Origin of the sequence: Streptomyces griseoruber, assembly GCF_001514205.1 — a bacterium.
In the GTDB taxonomy this organism is placed as follows: domain Bacteria; phylum Actinomycetota; class Actinomycetes; order Streptomycetales; family Streptomycetaceae; genus Streptomyces; species Streptomyces griseoruber.
The window spans coordinates 104,359-121,685 of sequence record NZ_KQ948774.1 but is presented as its reverse complement, the minus strand read 5'-3'; the positions used below and the strand labels follow the sequence as shown (position 1 = coordinate 121,685).

The 17,327-nt window shown below is 70.7% G+C and carries 20 protein-coding genes, 5 tRNA genes and 1 pseudogene; 8 read left to right on the top strand and 18 right to left on the bottom strand.

Going from position 1 to position 17,327, the window contains the following annotated elements; all coding sequences use genetic code 11:
- Positions 1–203: 203 nt before the first annotated feature.
- Positions 204–803, top strand: a pseudogene (locus AQJ64_RS52470) (hypothetical protein); the annotation flags it as partial.
- On the opposite strand, the gene thiD reads toward AQJ64_RS52470, so the two are convergent.
- The gene (gene thiD, locus AQJ64_RS28120) at positions 760–1,578 is read right to left on the bottom strand and encodes a bifunctional hydroxymethylpyrimidine kinase/phosphomethylpyrimidine kinase (protein WP_099053970.1); all 819 of its coding nucleotides are present in this window, start codon (positions 1,576–1,578) and stop codon (positions 760–762) included. The pseudogene AQJ64_RS52470 and the gene thiD sit on opposite strands and share 44 nt — an antisense overlap.
- Positions 1,579–1,580: 2 nt before the next feature.
- On the bottom strand, positions 1,581–2,549 hold the full coding sequence (locus AQJ64_RS28115; RefSeq protein ID WP_055634321.1) for a thiamine-phosphate kinase: 969 nt from the start codon (positions 2,547–2,549) through the stop codon (positions 1,581–1,583).
- Between the two features lie 242 nt (positions 2,550–2,791).
- Here AQJ64_RS28115 and AQJ64_RS28110 point away from each other — a divergent pair, with 242 nt between their 5' ends.
- Complete coding sequence (locus AQJ64_RS28110; protein WP_030793842.1) at positions 2,792–3,025, top strand: Lrp/AsnC family transcriptional regulator; 234 nt, start codon at positions 2,792–2,794, stop codon at positions 3,023–3,025.
- A 20-nt stretch (positions 3,026–3,045) separates the two neighbouring features.
- A complete protein-coding gene (locus AQJ64_RS28105; protein WP_055634322.1) occupies positions 3,046–3,558 on the top strand; it encodes a DUF3515 domain-containing protein in 513 nt (170 codons plus the stop codon).
- Between the two features lie 2 nt (positions 3,559–3,560).
- On the opposite strand, the gene AQJ64_RS28100 is transcribed toward AQJ64_RS28105, so the two are convergent.
- Genes AQJ64_RS28100 through AQJ64_RS28090 form a run of 3 tightly spaced genes read right to left on the bottom strand, consistent with a single transcriptional unit; the run spans position 3,561 to position 6,585 of the window.
- Entirely contained in the window at positions 3,561–4,718 is a 1,158-nt protein-coding gene (locus tag AQJ64_RS28100; RefSeq protein ID WP_055634323.1) for a D-alanine--D-alanine ligase family protein, read from the bottom strand.
- A gap of 59 nt (positions 4,719–4,777) precedes the next feature.
- Positions 4,778–5,788: an NAD(P)H-dependent glycerol-3-phosphate dehydrogenase gene (locus AQJ64_RS28095; protein ID WP_055634324.1), complete on the bottom strand. Its 1,011-nt coding sequence runs from the start codon at positions 5,786–5,788 to the stop codon at positions 4,778–4,780.
- Positions 5,785–6,585 carry a lysophospholipid acyltransferase family protein gene (locus AQJ64_RS28090; RefSeq protein ID WP_055634325.1) on the bottom strand — a complete coding sequence of 267 codons (801 nt, stop codon included), beginning with the start codon at positions 6,583–6,585 and terminating at the stop codon, positions 5,785–5,787. Before AQJ64_RS28090 ends, AQJ64_RS28095 begins: the two co-directional genes overlap by 4 nt.
- 194 nt (positions 6,586–6,779) lie before the next feature.
- Between AQJ64_RS28090 and cofC the strand changes: the two genes are divergently transcribed.
- Together cofC and AQJ64_RS28080 are read left to right on the top strand one after the other, a co-directional pair.
- Positions 6,780–7,418, top strand: a complete 639-nt coding sequence (gene cofC, locus AQJ64_RS28085) for a 2-phospho-L-lactate guanylyltransferase (RefSeq protein ID WP_055634326.1) — start codon at positions 6,780–6,782, stop codon at positions 7,416–7,418.
- Between the two features lie 9 nt (positions 7,419–7,427).
- Entirely contained in the window at positions 7,428–7,631 is a 204-nt protein-coding gene (locus AQJ64_RS28080; protein WP_055634327.1) for a hypothetical protein, read from the top strand.
- Positions 7,632–7,718: 87 nt separating this feature from the next.
- Here the strand turns inward: AQJ64_RS28080 and AQJ64_RS28075 are convergent, their stop codons facing one another.
- The 4 genes from AQJ64_RS28075 to leuC form a co-directional block, all read right to left on the bottom strand.
- Positions 7,719–8,378 carry an HU family DNA-binding protein gene (locus AQJ64_RS28075; RefSeq protein ID WP_055634328.1) on the bottom strand — a complete coding sequence of 220 codons (660 nt, stop codon included), beginning with the start codon at positions 8,376–8,378 and terminating at the stop codon, positions 7,719–7,721.
- A 137-nt stretch (positions 8,379–8,515) separates the two neighbouring features.
- On the bottom strand, positions 8,516–8,746 hold the full coding sequence (locus AQJ64_RS28070) for an SCO5555 family protein (RefSeq protein WP_055634329.1): 231 nt from the start codon (positions 8,744–8,746) through the stop codon (positions 8,516–8,518).
- A 266-nt stretch (positions 8,747–9,012) separates the two neighbouring features.
- Positions 9,013–9,606: a 3-isopropylmalate dehydratase small subunit gene (leuD, locus tag AQJ64_RS28065; protein WP_055634330.1), complete on the bottom strand. Its 594-nt coding sequence runs from the start codon at positions 9,604–9,606 to the stop codon at positions 9,013–9,015.
- Positions 9,607–9,612: 6 nt separating this feature from the next.
- Entirely contained in the window at positions 9,613–11,040 is a 1,428-nt protein-coding gene (leuC, locus tag AQJ64_RS28060) for a 3-isopropylmalate dehydratase large subunit (protein ID WP_055634331.1), read from the bottom strand.
- Positions 11,041–11,229: 189 nt separating this feature from the next.
- Between leuC and ndgR the strand changes: the two genes are divergently transcribed.
- The gene (ndgR, locus tag AQJ64_RS28055) at positions 11,230–11,946 is read left to right on the top strand and encodes an IclR family transcriptional regulator NdgR (protein ID WP_055634332.1); all 717 of its coding nucleotides are present in this window, start codon (positions 11,230–11,232) and stop codon (positions 11,944–11,946) included.
- 139 nt (positions 11,947–12,085) lie between these two features.
- Here the strand turns inward: ndgR and AQJ64_RS28050 are convergent, their stop codons facing one another.
- Entirely contained in the window at positions 12,086–12,571 is a 486-nt protein-coding gene (locus AQJ64_RS28050) for a DUF4188 domain-containing protein (RefSeq protein WP_055634333.1), read from the bottom strand.
- A gap of 38 nt (positions 12,572–12,609) precedes the next feature.
- Here AQJ64_RS28050 and AQJ64_RS28045 point away from each other — a divergent pair, with 38 nt between their 5' ends.
- Positions 12,610–13,254 (top strand): MerR family transcriptional regulator, encoded by a 645-nt coding sequence (locus AQJ64_RS28045; RefSeq protein ID WP_055634334.1) that lies wholly within the window; start codon positions 12,610–12,612, stop codon positions 13,252–13,254.
- 51 nt (positions 13,255–13,305) lie between these two features.
- On the opposite strand, the gene AQJ64_RS28040 is transcribed toward AQJ64_RS28045, so the two are convergent.
- The 6 genes from AQJ64_RS28040 to AQJ64_RS28015 all read right to left on the bottom strand — a co-directional run bounded on the left by AQJ64_RS28040 (position 13,306) and on the right by AQJ64_RS28015 (position 14,600).
- Positions 13,306–13,378: transfer RNA gene (locus AQJ64_RS28040), tRNA-Glu, on the bottom strand.
- Between the two features lie 28 nt (positions 13,379–13,406).
- Positions 13,407–13,478, bottom strand: a tRNA-Gln gene (locus tag AQJ64_RS28035).
- Between the two features lie 19 nt (positions 13,479–13,497).
- Positions 13,498–13,570, bottom strand: a tRNA-Glu gene (locus AQJ64_RS28030).
- A 39-nt stretch (positions 13,571–13,609) separates the two neighbouring features.
- Positions 13,610–13,682 (bottom strand) — tRNA-Glu (locus AQJ64_RS28025).
- 21 nt (positions 13,683–13,703) lie between these two features.
- Positions 13,704–13,775, bottom strand: a tRNA-Gln gene (locus AQJ64_RS28020).
- Between the two features lie 90 nt (positions 13,776–13,865).
- A complete protein-coding gene (locus AQJ64_RS28015; protein ID WP_055634335.1) occupies positions 13,866–14,600 on the bottom strand; it encodes an HAD family hydrolase in 735 nt (244 codons plus the stop codon).
- Positions 14,601–14,637: 37 nt separating this feature from the next.
- On the opposite strand from AQJ64_RS28015, the gene AQJ64_RS28010 reads away from it, so the two are divergent.
- A complete protein-coding gene (locus AQJ64_RS28010) occupies positions 14,638–14,922 on the top strand; it encodes a hypothetical protein (RefSeq protein ID WP_055634336.1) in 285 nt (94 codons plus the stop codon).
- Between the two features lie 63 nt (positions 14,923–14,985).
- Here the strand turns inward: AQJ64_RS28010 and gltX are convergent, their stop codons facing one another.
- Together gltX and AQJ64_RS28000 are read right to left on the bottom strand one after the other, a co-directional pair.
- The gene (gene gltX / locus AQJ64_RS28005) at positions 14,986–16,470 is read right to left on the bottom strand and encodes a glutamate--tRNA ligase (RefSeq protein WP_079061987.1); all 1,485 of its coding nucleotides are present in this window, start codon (positions 16,468–16,470) and stop codon (positions 14,986–14,988) included.
- Positions 16,463–17,248, bottom strand: coding sequence for a fumarylacetoacetate hydrolase family protein (locus tag AQJ64_RS28000; RefSeq protein WP_055634338.1), 786 nt, complete (start codon positions 17,246–17,248; stop codon positions 16,463–16,465). Before AQJ64_RS28000 ends, gltX begins: the two co-directional genes overlap by 8 nt.
- Positions 17,249–17,327 lie beyond the last annotated feature (79 nt).

The window sequence follows — 17,327 nt, the reverse complement described above, 5'->3', positions numbered from 1 at the left end:
ACCGGTCACCGGTCACCGGATCACCGCGGCGCCGGACGCCGCGGCGGATCCGGCGCTCGGCGGCGGGCCGGAACCGGTGGCGGAGGTGCGGCCGCTGCTGGCGGCGCAGCCGCTGAGCGAGCGGCCGTACGGGCTGCTGATGCGGGCGCCGCACGCGGACGGGCGGCCGGGCGGAGGCCCTCGCGGTCCACGAGGACGCCCGGCGCACCCTCGCGGACGAAGTCGGCGCCGACCCCTCCTCCGCGCCGTCCGCGCTGCACCTGGCGCCGCTCCGGGGCGCGCCGGGCCCGAGCGGCCCCGGCCGCCGGTCCAGCTCACCCGGTTGCCGGGCCGACCGTCATGATCGGCAACTACGACGGGGCCCCGACCGCGCGGGCGCGCCGCCGGTCTTCCGGTCCGAGCCGCTGTCGTACGACCGCCGGGACCTCGCGGCGCAGAAGCGGATCCTCGCCGAGCGGCACGCGGGCATGGGCCCGGCCGGGGCGCGGCCGTGCTCGAGGCGCTGGAAGGGCCGACGGGCTCTGCTGCGACGCGATCACGCAGATCCACATCGACCGGGTCGCGGTCGTCGGGGCGCATGTACCGGCCGGGGAACGCGCCCTGGCGGGCGGGGACCACCGTACGGCGTTCGCGCCGGCCCGTTCTTCGCACCGGCCACCGAGCGGCGGATCCGCGGCCGGGACCGGATGTACCGGCTGCTCGCCTCCCGCCCGATGGCGGCCTTCTTCCGGCGGATCGCCGAGAAGTCGGCGACGAACCTCAGGCTCCCGGCGTACCCGGAGCCTCAGGGGTACGCCGGGTGAGGGCCCAGGCGTGGTCGACGGGGCCGATCCCGCCGCCGAGCGCGAAGCCGGCGGCGATCGCCCCGGTGACGTACTCCTTGGCCGCCGTCACGGCCTCCGGCACGGACCGGCCGTGTGCGAGGTGCGAGGCGATCGCGGACGCGAGGGTGCAGCCCGTGCCGTGCGTGTGCCGGTTGTCGTGGCGCGGCGCGCGCAGCCAGTGCTCCTCGGTGCCGTCGGTCAGCAAGTCCACCGCGTCGCCCGGCAGATGGCCGCCCTTGATCAGCACCCAGCGCGGTCCGTACGCCAGGACGGCCGCCGCGGCCTCCCGCAGCCGCTCCTCCGACTCGACCCGTACGCCGGTGAGTTGGGCGACCTCGTCGAGGTTCGGCGTGGCGACGGTCGCCACCGGGAGCAGCCGGGTCCGTACGGAGTCCAGGGCGGAGGCGGCCAGCAGGGGGTCCCCGTGCTTGGAGACGCCCACCGGGTCCACGACGGCCGGGGCGTCGGTGTCCGCGATCAAGGCGGCCACGGTCTCGACGAGTTCGGCGGAGGCGAGCATGCCGGTCTTCACGGCCTGGACGCCGATGTCGTCCACGACACTGCGGTACTGGGCGCGCACCGCCTCGGCGGGCAGCTCCCAGGCGCCCTGCACGCCCAGGGAGTTCTGGGCGGTGACCACGGTGAGGACGCTCATCCCGTGCACGCCGAGCGCGAGCATGGTCTTCAGGTCGGCCTGGATGCCGGCGCCGCCGCCGGAGTCGGAGCCGGCCACCGTCAGGACGCGGGGTCTCACCCTCACGCCCCCTCTATGTCCCCGAAGTGGTCCCAGCCGCCCTGCCGGGTCCAGGGCGCCCCGTCGACGGTCACCTGGGGCAGCGCGGAGGGGTTGAGGACCTCTCCGATGACCTTCCAGCGGGCGGGCAGCTTCACGTCCGGCGGGAAGGTCGCCACGATCGCGTGGTCCTCTCCCCCGGTCAGCACCCACTGGATGGGGTCCACGCCGACGGCCGACCCGATGTCGTTCATCTGGGTGGGGATGTCGATGGCGCCGGAGCGGATGTCGATGCGGACCTTGCTGGCCTCGGCGATGTGCCCGAGGTCGGCGATCAGTCCGTCGCTGACGTCGCACATCGCGGTCGCGCCGAGGGAGGCCGCGGCCGGGCCCGCGTGGTACGGCGGCTCGGGGCGGCGGTGGGCCTCGACGAAGGCCCGCGGCGAGCGGAAACCGCGGGAGAGGACCGCGTACCCGGCGGCGGACCAGCCGAGCCAGCCGGTCACCGCGACGAGGTCGCCGGGCTGGGCGCCCGCCCGGGTGACCGGCTCCTGGTTGCGCAGATCGCCGAGCGCGGTGATCGACACCATGATCGTGTCGCCCCGTACGACATCGCCGCCGACCACGGAGGCACCGGCCACCTGGCACTCGTCGCGGATGCCGTCCATCAGCTCGCTCGGCCAGGTCACCGGCAGTTCGGCGGGCACGACGAGGCCGAGCAGCAGCGCGGTCGGCACCGCGCCCATGGCGGCGATGTCGGCCAGGTTCTGGGCGGCGGCCTTGCGGCCGACGTCGTAGGCGGTGGACCAGTCACGGCGGAAGTGCCGGCCCTCCAGCAGGATGTCGGTGCTGGCCACGACCCGGCGATCGGGCGCGGCCACCACCGCGGCGTCGTCGCCGGGGCCGACCCGCACCGCCGAGGTGGTGGTGAGACGGGAGGTGAGCTCCCTGATGAGCCCGAACTCCCCGAGCTCACCAACAGTGCCCTTCATTACCCTTTCGCCCCTTCTGTCCCTGTCCGTGCCCGGTCGCGCAGCACCAGTGTCCTCGATACGGTCGAGGGGGCCGACACGGCCCGCCCGACCGGGACGGCCGACGTGACCGTCAACCTCTGCCGTCCCTGCACCCCGGCACGGCGGCCGTGCGTCCCGCGGGTCTCCCCGTGGCACGCGGCGACGCGATACCGTGGCGTTCCTTTTCCCCACATGATCCTCGTGGCCGCCCTGGAGGTTCCGTGGTACAGGCGTACATCCTGATCCAGACCGAGGTCGGCAAAGCGTCGACCGTCGCCGAGGAGATCAGCAAGATTCCTGGGGTCGTCCAGGCCGAGGACGTGACGGGTCCGTACGACGTGATCGTGCGGGCCCAGGCCGACACGGTGGACGACCTCGGCCGCTTGGTGGTCGCCAAGGTCCAGCAGGTGGACGGGATCACCCGCACCCTGACCTGTCCGGTCGTGCATCTGTAGCCCCCGTCTACCCTTGGCCGGTGAACCTTTTCCGTCACCGGCCCAGTGGTCTGCCCGCCCGCCTGCCCGCCCTCGTTCTGCTCTGCGCCGCCGTGGGCTGCTCCTCGGCAGACGACAGCGCGTCGGCGGCGGTTCCCCGTCCCGCGACGAAGGCCGCGAAGCTGTGCCGGAACCTGGACGAGGCACTGCCCTCGAAGGTGGACGGTCGTGGCCGCCGGGATCCCGAGCCCGCCTCCGCGCTGACCGCGGGCTGGGGAGACCCGGCGATCATACTGCGCTGCGGTGTGGAACGGCCGCCGAAGATGGTGGATCCGAAGGTGGCCCAGGGCCAGGACGCGGACGCGGTGGCCGGGGGCGTGAACGGGGTCGACTGGCTGATGGAGAAACGGGAGGGCGGGGGGTACCGGTTCACCACCGCCGGCCGGCTCGCCTATGTCGAGGTGAGCGTGCCGGAGGGGACGGACAGTTCGTCGGTGCTGATCGACCTGGCGCCCGCCATCAAGAAGGCGATCCCCGAGGGGATCGCCGACTAGAACTACCGCAGTCCCGTGGACCTGCGAAGTGCCGCCTGGATCAGCCTGTCCACCAGTTCCTCGTAGCCGATGCCCGTCGCCTGCCACATCGCCGGGTACATCGAGATCGGGGTGAAGCCGGGCATGGTGTTGATCTCGTTGATGACGAAGTCGCCCTCCTCCGTGAGGAAGAAGTCCGCGCGGACCAGGCCCTCGCAGGAGGCCGCCTCGAAGGCGTCCACGGCGAGCCCGCGGACCTCGGCCGTCTCCTCGGGGGTGAGCGGCGCGGGAACGATCCCGGGGGTGGAGTCGATGTACTTCGCCTCGAAGTCGTAGTACGCGTGCGCGTCCGGCGGCGGGATCTCCGCCGGGACGGAGGCCCGCGGGCCGTCCTCGAACTCCAGGACGCCGCACTCGATCTCACGGCCCCGTACGGCCGCCTCGATCAGGATCTTCGGGTCGTGCCGCTGGGCCTCGGCGATCGCCTCGTCCAGGCCGGACAGGTCGTCGACCTTGGTGATGCCGATCGACGAACCCGCGCGCGCGGGCTTCACGAACAGCGGCCAGCCGTGCTCGCCGGCGAAGTCCACGATCTTCTTGCGGGCGGCGGACTCGTCCCGCTCCCACTCGCGCGGCCGGATCACCACGTAGGGGCCGACCTTGAGCCCGAAGGAGGTGAACACCCGCTTCATGTACTCCTTGTCCTGGCCGACGGCCGAGGCGAGCACGCCCGAGCCGACGTACGGGACGCCGGAGAGCTCCAGCAGGCCCTGGAGGGTGCCGTCCTCGCCGTACGGGCCGTGCAGGACGGGGAAGACGACGTCGACCTCGCCGAGCGCCTTGGGCACCGATCCCGGCTCGCTGTAGACGACTTCGCGGTTGGCGGGGTCGACGGGGAGCACCACGCCGCCCTCCTGCGACTCGGCGAGCGCCTCGATGTCCGGCGTACGGCGGTCGGTGATCGCCATGCGCTCGGGGTCGTCGGCGATGAGGGCCCAGCGCCCGTCCCGGGTGATGCCGATCGGCAGGACCTCGTACTTGGTCCGGTCGATGGCCTTCAGGACGGCGCCGGCGGTGACCACGGAGATCCCGTGTTCGGAGCTGCGGCCACCGGACACGACGGCCACCCGCGGCTTGCGCGACGGCCGCTCGGGGTTCTGGGGGAGGTTCTCGGTGCTCATATCGGCATGAGAGTACCCGGTGGTAGGGCCGGGAGTCAGCGTCCACCCGCCGGGTTCGCTCAGCGTCGTTCGGGCTTCGCGCTGCGCGACATCAGCTCCTTCAGCGCGACGACCGGCGGCTTGCCCTCGTGGACGATGTCCACGACCGTCTCGGTGATGGGCATGTCGACACCGTGCCGACGGGCCAGATCCGCCACCGACTCGCAGGACTTGACGCCCTCGGCGGTCTGCTTGGTGACCGCGATGGTCTCCTGGAGGGTCATGCCCTTGCCGAGGTTGGTGCCGAAGGTGTGGTTGCGCGACAGCGGCGAGGAACAGGTCGCCACCAGGTCACCGAGGCCCGCGAGTCCGGAGAAGGTGAGCGGGTCGGCGCCCATCGCCAGGCCGAGGCGGGTGGTCTCGGCGAGCCCGCGGGTGATGAGGGAGCCCTTGGCGTTGTCGCCGAGCCCCATGCCGTCCGCGATGCCGACGGCCAGACCGATGACGTTCTTCACCGCGCCGCCCAGTTCGCAGCCGACCACGTCGGTGTTGGTGTACGGGCGGAAGTACGGCGTGTGGCAGGCGGTCTGGAGCTTCTGGGCGACGTCTTCGTCGGTGCAGGCGACCACGGACGCGGCCGGCATGCGGGAGGCGATCTCGCGGGCCAGGTTGGGCCCGGTGACCACGGCGACGCGGTCCCGGCCGACCTTCGCGACGTCCTCGATGACCTCGCTCATCCGCATGGTCGTCCCGAGTTCGACGCCCTTCATGAGGGAGACGAGGACGGTGCGGGGGGCGAGCAGCGGGGTCCACTCGGCGAGGTTGGCGCGCAGGGTCTGGGAGGGGATCGCGAGGACGGTGAAGTCGGCGCCGCGGGCGGCCTCGGCCGCGTCGGCGGTGGCGCGGAGGTTCTCGGGGAGTTCGACGCCGGGCAGGTAGTCCGGGTTGGTCCGGGTGGAGTTGACCGCGTCCGCGAGCTCCGGGCGGCGCGACCACAGCGTCACCTCGCAGCCCGCGTCGGCGAGGACCGTGCCGAAGGCGGTCCCCCAGGATCCGGTGCCGAAGACGGCCGCCTTGACGGGCTTGCTCACTTGCTGTTCTCCCCCTCGTGACTGGGCTGCGCACCGGCCTGGGCACCGGTCTGCACGCCGGTCTCCGCCTCGGTGCGGCGCCGCTGCTCGATCCGCTCCTGACGCGGATCGTAGGGCGTCTCGGGCGCCTTCTCGCCGCGGATCTCCTCCAGCTGGCGGGTGACGGCGGCCATGATGACCTCGGTGGCCTCCTTGAGGATCTCCGTGGTCATCTCCTGCCCGTAGAACCGCGAGAGGTCCACGGGCGGGCCCGCGAGCACATGGTGGGTCTTGCGCGGGAAGAGGTGCGGCCTGCTGCTGTACGGCGGCAGCAGCTCGTTGACGCCCCACTGGGCGACGGGGATCACGGGGCACTTGGTCTGGAGGGCGACCCGCGCGGCGCCGGTCTTGGCCGTCATGGGCCACAGGTCCGGGTCGCGGGTGATGGTGCCCTCGGGGTAGAAGGCGACGCACTCGCCGCGCTCCACCGCGTCGATCGCGGCCCGGAAGGCGCTGAGCGCGTCCGTGGACTCGCGGTAGACCGGGATCTGCCCCGTGCCGCGCATCGCGGCGCCGACGAATCCCTTCCTGAAAAGCCCGCTCTTCGCCAGGAATCGCGGCACCCGTCCGGTGTTGTACTGGTAGTGCGCGTAGGCGAAGGGGTCGACGTGGGAATTGTGGTTCACGGCGGTGATGAATCCACCCGCGGCCGGAATGTGCTCCATTCCACGCCAGTCCCGCTTGATCAGAACCACCAGCCAGGGTTTGCAGAGGACCGCTGCGAAGCGGTACCAGAAGCCGATTCTGCGGCGGGGCACGCGGACACCTTCCCTCTGGGACTTCTCTCGGTACTTCTCTCAGTACGTCGCTCTGGGCTTCTCTTCGGAAGCCTGTGAGCCGCACAAGTGTCACCCCAGGCCGCCGGTCTGTCGAGAACACCGTACGCCCGACGCGTCGGCGTGCCGATGGGCCGGGTGACAATGGCCGCGACAGGAGAGGGGACGGTACGCCGGTGCAGTGGACCTTGGTCATACCCCTGAAGCCCTTGGCGCTGGCCAAGAGCAGGCTCGCCGACACGGCCGGGGACGAGTTGCGCCCGGGGCTGGCCCTCGCCTTCGCCGAGGACACGGTGGCGGCGGCGCTGGCCTGCGCGGCAGTACGGGATGTGGCGGTCGTCACGGACGATCAGCCGGCGGGGCACGCGCTGGCCGCCCTGGGGGCCCGGATCGTGCCCGACGAGCCCCGCACCGGCCTGAACGCGGCGCTCGCGCACGGTGCCGCCTTCGTACGGCGACTGCGTCCCGAAACACCTCTCGCGGCACTCAACGCGGATCTTCCCGCACTGCGCCCGGGGGAATTGACCCGGGTTCTGGATGCGGCGGCGGAATTCCCGCGCGCATTTCTCGCCGATGCGGCGGGAATCGGCACCACTCTGCTGGCCGTCTCGGCCGACCGTGAATTGCTCCCGGCATTCGGCACGGATTCCCGCGCCCACCATCGCGCATCGGGCGCCGAGGAACTCCGGCTCACCTCGGTCGATTCGGTACGCCAGGACGTGGACACCGGCGAGGATCTGCGCGCGGCACTGGCGCTCGGAGTGGGCCCGCGGACGGCCGCCGCGGCGGCGCGGCTGCTCGGTATCGGGCAGTAGGCTCGACCCATGCAGGCGACCGCATACACGTACGACCCCGACACACGCAGCGGACAGGTGCTGCTGGACGACGGCACCCCGTTGCCCTTCGACGCGCCGGCGTTCGACGCGGGCGGGCTGCGGCTGCTGCGGCCGGGCCAGCGGGTGCGGATCGAGGTGGAGGGGCCGAAGGACGGCCCGCGGATCACCCTGGTGACGCTCCAGACCTTCTAGACCTTCTGAAGGCCCTGAACACGCCGCGGGCCGGGCTCCGTGAGGGAGTCCGGCCCGGCGCGTGAGTGCCCTTGCTGCTGTCGGTGCCTACGACTGGCGGGCGGTGGCCTTCTTGGCGGTGGTGGTCTTGCGCGCGGTCGACTTCTTGGCCGGGGCCTTCTTGGCGGTGGCCTTCTTCGCCGGGGTGGTCTTCTTCGCGACGGCCGACTTGGCGGTGGTGGTCTTCTTGGCGGCCGCCGCCGTCTTCGCCGCGGTGGTCGTCTTCTTCGCCGCGGCGGTGGTCTTCTTGGCCGCGGCGGTGGTCTTCTTGGCGGCCGCCGCCGTCTTCTTCGCCGCGGCGGTGGTCTTCTTGGCGGCGGCCTTGGTGGTGGCCTTCTTCGCCGCGGCCTTCTTGACCGTGGCGGAGGCGCCGCCGGTGAGGCTGCCCTTGGGGGCCTTCTTGACGGCGACCTCGCCGCCGCGCGGCAGCTTCTTGGAGCCGCTCACCAGGTCCTTGAAGCCCTGGCCTGCGCGGAAGCGCGGCACGGACGTCTTCTTGACCCGAACCCGCTCGCCCGTCTGGGGGTTGCGAGCGTAGCGGGCCGGCCGGTCGACCTTCTCGAACGAACCGAAGCCGGTGACCGAGACCCGGTCCCCCGCGACGGTCGCGCGGACGATGGCGTCCAGGACCGCGTCGACCGCGTCGGCGGCCTGCTGGCGGCCGCCCAGCTTGTCGGCAATCGCTTCTACGAGCTGCGCCTTGTTCACGTCTTCCCCTTCGGAGACCTCGCCAGAACGAAAGTGTTCAAGCTTTTTCGCACGTTAGGCAGATATATACCGCAAATCAAACACGAAACGGGCTAATCACCCTTGTGCCGCAACGAACTCGGCTGTTCCGGAGGCGATCAACGCTCCTCTTCGGGCATTCGCCCCTCGTCGAGGTCCGTCATGAACCGCTCCAGACGCCTTGTCGCATCGGCGAGATCGTGCTTGGCCGCGGCCGTAATGACCAGCAGCTTCCGGGTCAGCGCCATCCGTACGCCCTCCGGGACTTGCAGTGCGCGCACTCTTGTGTGCGCTTCCTTGAGCTGGTTCGCGACCGCCGTATAGAGCTCGAGTTGGCCGTCGTGTTCCATGCACAGATTGTGCCATCTGGGGCGAGTTGTCGCCCGCCCAGGGGGCAACTGCCCCCTCGAACGGCCCTCACGGCGCCCGCGGAAGCCGCGTCCCCAGAGGGCGCGTACCCCGGCAACCACGGCTCTAACGTGGGAAGTTGGCAGGAACTGCGAAGGTTCGAAAGCCGCCCCGGGCCCAGACACGGCTGTACCCCCGATCGGACCGATCGGGGGTACAGGAGGGGTGTTGGGCTGGCCGAAACTCGACTTGCCCCGGGGGCTCCGGATCAGACCTGGAGCGTCCTCGGCTTGTAGGACGGGCGCTTGGCCTCGTACGCGGCGATGTCCTGCTCGTTCTGGAGGGTGATGGAGATGTCGTCCAGGCCGTTCAGCAGCCGCCAGCGGGAGTTCTCGTCCAGCTCGAAGGAGGCCGTGATGCCCTCGGCGCGCACCTCACGGTTCTCCAGGTCGACGGTGATCTCGGCCTGCGGGTCGTTCTCCGAGAGCTCCTGGAGCGCCTCCACGATCTTCTGGTCCAGGACCACCGTGAGCAGGCCGTTCTTCAGCGAGTTACCGCGGAAGATGTCGGCGAAGCGGGAGGAGATCACGGTCTTGAAGCCGTAGTTCTGGAGCGCCCAGACGGCGTGCTCACGGGAGGAGCCGGTGCCGAAGTCGGGGCCGGCGACCAGCACGGTCGCGCCCTGCCGCTCGGGCTGGTTGAGGATGAAGGACCCATCCTTGCGCCAGGCCTCGAACAGCCCGTCCTCGAACCCGTCCCGCGTGACCTTCTTGAGCCAGTGAGCCGGGATGATCTGGTCGGTGTCGACGTTGGAGCGGCGCAGCGGGACGGCCCGGCCGGTGTGCGAGGTGAATGCTTCCATGACTGATCAGACTCCAGCGGGCGCGGGGGTGTCGGCGGACAGGTCGGCCGGGGAGGCCAGGTGGCCCAGGACGGCCGTGGCGGCCGCGACCTGCGGCGACACCAGGTGCGTACGACCGCCCTTGCCCTGCCGGCCCTCGAAGTTGCGGTTGGAGGTGGAGGCGGAGCGCTCGCCGGGGGCCAGCTGGTCGGGGTTCATGCCCAGGCACATCGAGCAGCCCGCGTGCCGCCATTCGGCGCCGGCCTCCTTGAAGACCACGTCCAGGCCCTCGGAGACGGCCTGCAGACCGACCCGGGCGGAGCCGGGGACGACCAGCATCCGTACGCCGTCGGCGACTTTGCGGCCCTTCACGAGCTCGGCGGCGGCGCGCAGGTCCTCGATGCGGCCGTTGGTGCAGGAACCTACGAAGACGGTGTCCACCTTGATGGAGCGCAGCGGCTGTCCGGCCTCCAACCCCATGTACTCCAGGGCCTTTTCGGCGGCGAGGCGCTCCGAGGCGTCTTCGTACGAAGCCGGGTCGGGGACGTCCGCCGAAAGCGGCGCGCCCTGGCCCGGGTTGGTGCCCCAGGTGACGAACGGCGAGAGAGCGGCGGCGTCGATGACGACCTCGGCGTCGAAGACCGCGTCCTCGTCCGTCTTCAGCGTCTTCCAGTACGCGACGGCGGCGTCCCAGTCCTCGCCCTCGGGGGCGTGCGGGCGGCCCTTGAGGTAGTCGAAGGTGGTCTGGTCGGGGGCGATCATGCCCGCGCGGGCGCCGGCCTCGATCGACATGTTGCAGATGGTCATCCGGGCCTCCATCGAGAGCTTCTCGATGGCGGAGCCGCGGTATTCCAGGACATAGCCCTGGCCGCCGCCGGTGCCGATCTTCGCGATGATCGCCAGGATCAGGTCCTTGGCGGTGACGCCGTCGGGCAGCTCGCCGTCGACCGTGATCGCCATGGTCTTGGGGCGGACCAGCGGCAGCGTCTGGGTGGCCAGCACATGCTCGACCTGGGAGGTGCCGATGCCGAACGCCAGGCCGCCGAAGGCGCCGTGCGTGGAGGTGTGGGAGTCGCCGCAGACGACGGTCATGCCCGGCTGGGTCAGACCGAGCTGCGGGCCCACGACGTGGACGACGCCCTGCTCGACGTCACCGAGCGGGTGCAGCCGCACGCCGAACTCGGCGGCGTTCTTGCGCAGCGTCTCCAACTGGACCCGGGAGACCGGGTCGGCGATCGGCTTGTCGATGTCGAGGGTCGGGGTGTTGTGGTCCTCGGTCGCGATGGTGAGGTCGAGTCGGCGCACCTGGCGACCGCTCTTCCGCAGTCCGTCGAAGGCCTGGGGGCTGGTCACCTCGTGCAGCAGGTGCAGATCGATGAAGAGGAGGTCGGGCTCGCCCTCGGCGCGCCGGACGACATGGTCGTCCCAGACCTTCTCCGCGAGTGTCCTACCCATCGCTTTCCCTCCGGCCGGCAATGACGCACCGGCCCAACTAGAGATCTTGTGGAGGCGACGCCCTCGGGCCCCTGTTCCCGGGCACCCGCCGCCAGGCCCGTCGGTCTTCGGGCCGCCATGCCTCCAGGGTTGCGCGTCTCACGGAAAAATGAACTTGCGTTTCACAGAGTGAGACGGGAATATCGTTTCATGGACAACAGTAGCGGCGTGGGCGTTCTGGACAAGGCAGCCCTTGTCCTGAGCGCCCTGGAGTCCGGTCCGGCCACCCTCGCGGGGCTGGTCGCGGCCACCGGACTCGCACGACCCACGGCCCACCGGCTGGCCGTGGCATTGGAACACCACCGTATGGTGGCGCGCGACATGCAGGGCCGTTTCATCCTCGGTCCGCGTCTCGCGGAGCTGGCCGCGGCGGCCGGCGAGGACCGCCTCCTCGCGACCGCGGGCCCGGTGCTCACCCACCTGCGTGACGTGACCGGCGAGAGCGCCCAGCTCTACCGCCGCCAGGGCGACATGCGCATCTGCGTCGCCGCGGCGGAACGCCTGTCCGGCCTCCGGGACACGGTCCCGGTCGGCTCCACGCTCACGATGAAGGCGGGTTCCTCGGCGCAGATCCTGATGGCCTGGGAGGAGCCGGAGCGCCTCCACCGCGGTCTCCAGGGCGCCCGCTTCACCGCGACGGCCCTGTCGGGCGTCCGCCGCCGCGGCTGGGCCCAGTCCATCGGTGAGCGCGAGCCGGGCGTCGCGTCCGTCTCCGCCCCCGTCCGCGGCCCCTCCAACCGCGTCGTGGCCGCCGTCTCGGTCTCCGGCCCGATCGAGCGCCTGACCCGCCACCCCGGCCGGATGCACGCCCAGGCGATCATCGACGCGGCGGCCCGCCTGTCGGAGGCACTGCGCAGGACAGGCTGAAGCCCGGAGGAAAAGGGCGGCCTCAACGCCGCGGCAGCCCTTTCCCGACGGCACGGACGCCCGCCTGAAGGGGCGCGGGGAACTGCGCGACCACCCCCCACGCACCCGTACCCGCCGTACGACCACGCACCCCGAACGGCTAGGCGCGCCAGGCGAACCGGTCCTTGGCGAACCGCCCGCGCGCAGCCAACGGCACCTGCCCATGCGCCGCGGCCAGCCCGAACGCCGGCATGTCCCCGTAAACCGCCTCGTACGCCCCCTGCGGCACGACATACGCCTCGTGCCAGATCCCGACGTGGCCCCGCACCTTCCCGCCCTTCTCCAGGCGGTTGATCTTCGCCCACGCCGTGTGGTGGAACGCGTCGGTCGCGCTCGCGTAGGCATACAGCTTCTCCTTGGACTCCCAGTCCTGGACGACGTAGTACGTCCGCGGCGAGGCCGTGAGCAGCACCCGCCAGAGCAACCCCCGTTCCGGCTCCCGCTTCAGCTCCGCGAGCATCCTGAACATGGCCGACATGACCGGCACCCACTGGTGCACGGCCCAGAAGTGGTTGACCCGCATCCCGATGAGCAGGACGACCACGTCACCCTGCGCGTCCGCGGTGGTTCGGCTGGCTCCCGACATGCTTGGATAGTGGCGCTGACCAAGGAGGCGCGCAAGGGATGCGACTGGCCGAGCTGAGCAGACACAGCGGGGTCTCGACGGCGACGATCAAGTACTACCTCCGCGAAGGCCTGTTGCCGCCCGGCCGCCAGATCAACGCCACGACCGCCGAGTACGACGAGGAGCATCTGCGCCGGCTGCGGCTGGTGCGGGCGATGATCCAGGTGGGCCGGATCCCGGTGGCCACGGTCCGGGAGGTCCTCGGGCACGTCGACGACGACTCCCTAGGCCGTACGATCCGGCTCGGCGCGGCCCTGTGGGCGCTCCCCCAGGTCCCGGAGCCGGACACGGAGGACGCGCACGTACGGGCCGCCCGGCAGGAGGCGGACGCACTGCTGCGCACGCTGGGCTGGACGAACGCCCGGCTGCTGACCACGATCTCCCCGGCGTACCGCTCGCTGGTGGTGTCGGTGGCCGCGCTGCGCCGCCTCGGTTACGACTGGGACGCCGAACTGCTCATGTCGTACGCGGAGTTGATGCATCGGGCGGCCGTGCTGGACCTGGACTTCGTGGAGACGCGGGAGTCGGAGGCGGAGCGGATCGAGACGGCGGTGCTGGGGGCGGTCCTGGTCGAGCCGATGCTCCAGGCGCTGCACCGGCTGGCCCAGGAGGAGGAGTCGGCGCGGCGGTACGGCTTCGAGTGAGGCCGGACATGCGGAAGGCCCCTCGCCTGAGCGAGGGGCCTTCCGGTCAGGTACCCCCGACCGGATTCGAACCGGCGCTACCGCCTTGAGAGGGCGGCGTGCTAGGCCGCTACACAACGGGGGCATGGACACTGCGTTTCCGCAGGTCCGAGCTGGTCTACCTGGACTCGAACCAAGACTAACTGAACCAGAATCAGTCGTGCTGCCAATTACACCATAGACCAATGTGGTTTAGACCAGTCGTACCCCCGACCGGATTCGAACCGGCGCTACCGCCTTGAGAGGGCGGCGTGCTAGGCCGCTACACAACGGGGGCCCTAGCAGTTCCGAAGTGATCCTGCGTGATCGGAACCAGTACCCCCGACCGGATTCGAACCGGCGCTACCGCCTTGAGAGGGCGGCGTGCTAGGCCGCTACACAACGGGGGCGTTGCAGATGAGCTCTGCGAGCTGGCCTACCTGGACTCGAACCAAGACTAACTGAACCAGAATCAGTCGTGCTGCCAATTACACCATAGGCCACTGGAACGCAAGCCCCGGAGGGGATCTTGTTCTAGTTTGCGCTTCGGGTTTCCGGCCTTCAGGCCCGCTCCCCTCGGCGCAGGAAGAACATTACCCGAAGGTGGACGGGGCTCCAAAACGGGTATCCGCGCCGAGGATCGCGGGGAGTTCGGCGAGGGTGGCGATCCGGTGCCGGCCGGGTGGCACCTCGACGGTCGCCGTACCGCCGTACCGATCGATCCACACCGACAGCAGGCCGGCGTCGGCGGCGCCCCGTCCGTCGATCTCCGGGTGGTCACCGACGTACGCCACTTGGTGCGGGGCCAGTTCCAGGGCGTCGCAGGCGGCCAGGAAGGCGGCGGCCTCCGGCTTGGACACGCCCAGCTCCGCGGCGCACAGGATGGTCTCGAACCGGTCGTGCACGCCGAGGACGCGCAGCTTGTGGTCCTGGACGTGGATGCTGGAGTTGGAGAGCACCGCGTGGCGGTGGCTGGCGGCGAGCGCGTCCAGCGCGGGCAGGACGTCGGGGAACAGCGCCCAGGCCGCCTCGTAGTGCGTGAGGTAGCTGCGGAACCAGTCGTCGGCCTCGGCGTCGGTCAGCTCCGGCCGGTCCAGGAAGACCCGCACCCGGTCCCGCCGCTGCCCCTCGAAGGTGATCTCCCCCGCCGAGAACCGCGCCCACTGCCGATCGGTGACCTCCCGCCAGCGGTCGAGCGCCCGCTCCGCCGTCCCGTACCCCTCCAGCAGCCCCTCGGCCACCAGATGCCCCCGCATGCCCTCCCGGTCCGCGGTCGTGTAATCGAAAAGCGTGTCGTCCACGTCCCAGACCACGGCGCGAATGCTCATGGCTCCGACGGTATCGCGGGCTGGCACACTGAGGAGCATGAGCGAGTACCGAGTCCAGTTCACCGTCGAAGCCCGCGCGGCCTACGACGGCCTGCCCGGCGAGCGTCGAGCCCACTTGGACAAGGCCGTACGGATACTGGCGCGTGACCCCTTCCGCAAGGTTGCGACCGCGCAGCTCGGGCCCGACGAGCACCTGCGCAAGGCCTATGTGGCCCCCGGCGTGATGCTGGAGTACATGGTCGCCGGCGCCGTCATGGTCGTCGTCGTCCTGGAGATCTTCGACGAGTTCGCCTATCTGATCGACGAGAACGACGCCGTCTGACACGGACGCGTGAGGGGCGGCACCCGGAATGACCGGGTGCCGCCCCTCAGATGTGCCCGCGGTCTACGCCGCCAGCTTCGCCAGCGCCGCGTCGATCCGCGTCAGCGTCCTCTCCTTGCCCAGGATCTCCAGGGACTCGAAGAGCGGGAGGCCGACGGTGCGGCCGGTGACGGCGACACGGACCGGGGCCTGGGCCTTGCCGAGCTTGAGGCCGTGGGCCTCGCCGGCGGCCAGGACGGCCTCCTTCAGCGACTCCGCCGAGGTCCAGTCGGCCGACTCCAGCTTCTCGCGGGCGGTGGCGAGGAGGGCGTCCGAGCCCTCCTTCATCGCCTTCGTCCACGAGGCCTCGTCGGTGACCGGCTCCGCGAGGAAGAGGAAGTCGACGTTGTCGGTGATCTCGGAGAGCACCTTGAGGCGGGTCTGCGCGTGCGGGGCGATCGCCTCCCACTTCGCCTCGTCGAAGTCCTCCGGGGCCCAGGGCGCGAACGGCGCCTTCAGCCAGGGGGCGCAGCGCTCCGTGAAGTCCTTCACGTCGAGCATGCGGATGTGGTCGGCGTTGATCGCCTCGCACTTCTTCAGGTCGAAGCGCGCCGGGTTGGGGTTGACGTCCGCGATCTCGAAGGCCGCGATCATCTCGTCCAGCGTGAAGATGTCCTGGTCGGCGGAGAGGGACCAGCCGAGCAGCGAGAGGTAGTTGAGCAGGCCCTCGGGGAGGAACCCGCGCTCCCGGTAGAGGTTGAGGGACGACTCGGGGTCGCGCTTGGACAGCTTCTTGTTGCCCTCGCCCATGACGTAGGGGAGGTGGCCGAAGGAGGGGGTCTCCTTGGCGACGCCCAGTTCGATCAGCGCCTTGTACAGGGCGATCTGGCGCGGGGTGGAGGAGAGCAGGTCCTCGCCGCGCAGGACGTGGGTGATCTCCATCAGGGCGTCGTCGACCGGGTTGACCAGGGTGTAGAGCGGGGCGCCGTTGGCGCGGACGATGCCGTAGTCGGGCACGTTCTCCGCGGTGAAGGTCAGCTCGCCGCGGACCAGGTCGGTGAAGGTGATCGTCTCGTCGGGCATCCGGAAGCGGACGATCGGCGCGCGGCCCTGGGCCTGGTACTCCTCGACCTGCGCCTCGGTGAGGTCGCGGCAGTGGCCGTCGTAGCCGGAGGGCTTCCCGGCGGCGCGGGCGGCCTCGCGGCGGCTGTCCAGCTCCTCCTGGGAGCAGTAGCAGCGGTAGGCGTGGCCGGCGTCCAGGAGCTTCCGGGCGACGTCGGCGTAGATGTCCATGCGCTGCGACTGGCGGTACGGCGCGTGCGGGCCGCCGATCTCGGGGCCCTCGTCCCAGTCGAAGCCCAGCCAGCGCAGCGAGTCGAGCAGCTGGTCGTAGGACTCCTCGGAGTCGCGGGCCGCGTCGGTGTCCTCGATGCGGAAGACCAGCGTGCCCCGGTGGTGCTTGGCGAACGCCCAGTTGAACAGGGCGGTGCGGACCAGGCCCACATGGGGGTTACCGGTGGGGGAAGGACAGAAACGTACGCGGACGGGTGAGCCGGGTGCGCTAGCCACGCTTGACAACCTTGTTGGTGAGAGTGCCGATGCCTTCGATGGTGACGGCGACCTCGTCGCCGACAGCCAGGGGGCCGACCCCTGCCGGGGTGCCCGTGAGGATCACGTCGCCGGGGAGCAGCGTCATGGCCTCGGTGATGTTGACGATCAGATCCTCGATGGAGTGGATCATCTCGCTGGTGCGGCCGAGCTGGCGCTGCTGGCCGTCGACCGTGAGCTGGATCGTGAGGTCGGACGCGGTGGCGAGGTCCAGGTCCGTCTCCACCCAGGGGCCGAGCGGGCAGGAGGTGTCGAAGCCCTTGGCCCGCGCCCACTGCTTCTCGCGCCGCTGGACGTCCCGTGCGGTGACGTCGTTGGCGCAGGTGTAGCCGAAGATCACGTCCGCCACGCGTTCGCGCGGGACCTCGCGGCACATCCGGCCGATGACGACCGCGAGCTCGGCCTCGTGGTGCAGTTCCTCGGAGAACGGCGGGTACTGGATGTCGTCCCCGGAGCCGATCACCGAGGTGGAGGGCTTGAAGAAGGCGAACGGGGCGTCCGGCACCTCGTTGCCCAGTTCGCGCGCGTGCTCGGCGTAGTTGCGGCCGAAGGCCACCACCTTGTTGGGCAGGACGGGCGGGAGCAGCCGGACCTTGCTCAGCGGCACCTTGGTGCCGGAGAGCTCGAAATCCGCGAACGGGATGCCCTTGATGATGTCGAGGACGAGCTCGTCCGGCTTGTCGCCCTCGACCGCGCCGAAGGCGACGTTGCCGTCGATGGAGAACCTGGCGATGCGCACGGGTTGGTTGGCCCCTTGCCTGAAGACGGAGACTGAGCTGGCTGGAGTGTGACGCTCCAGGCTAACGCGGAAGGGCGCC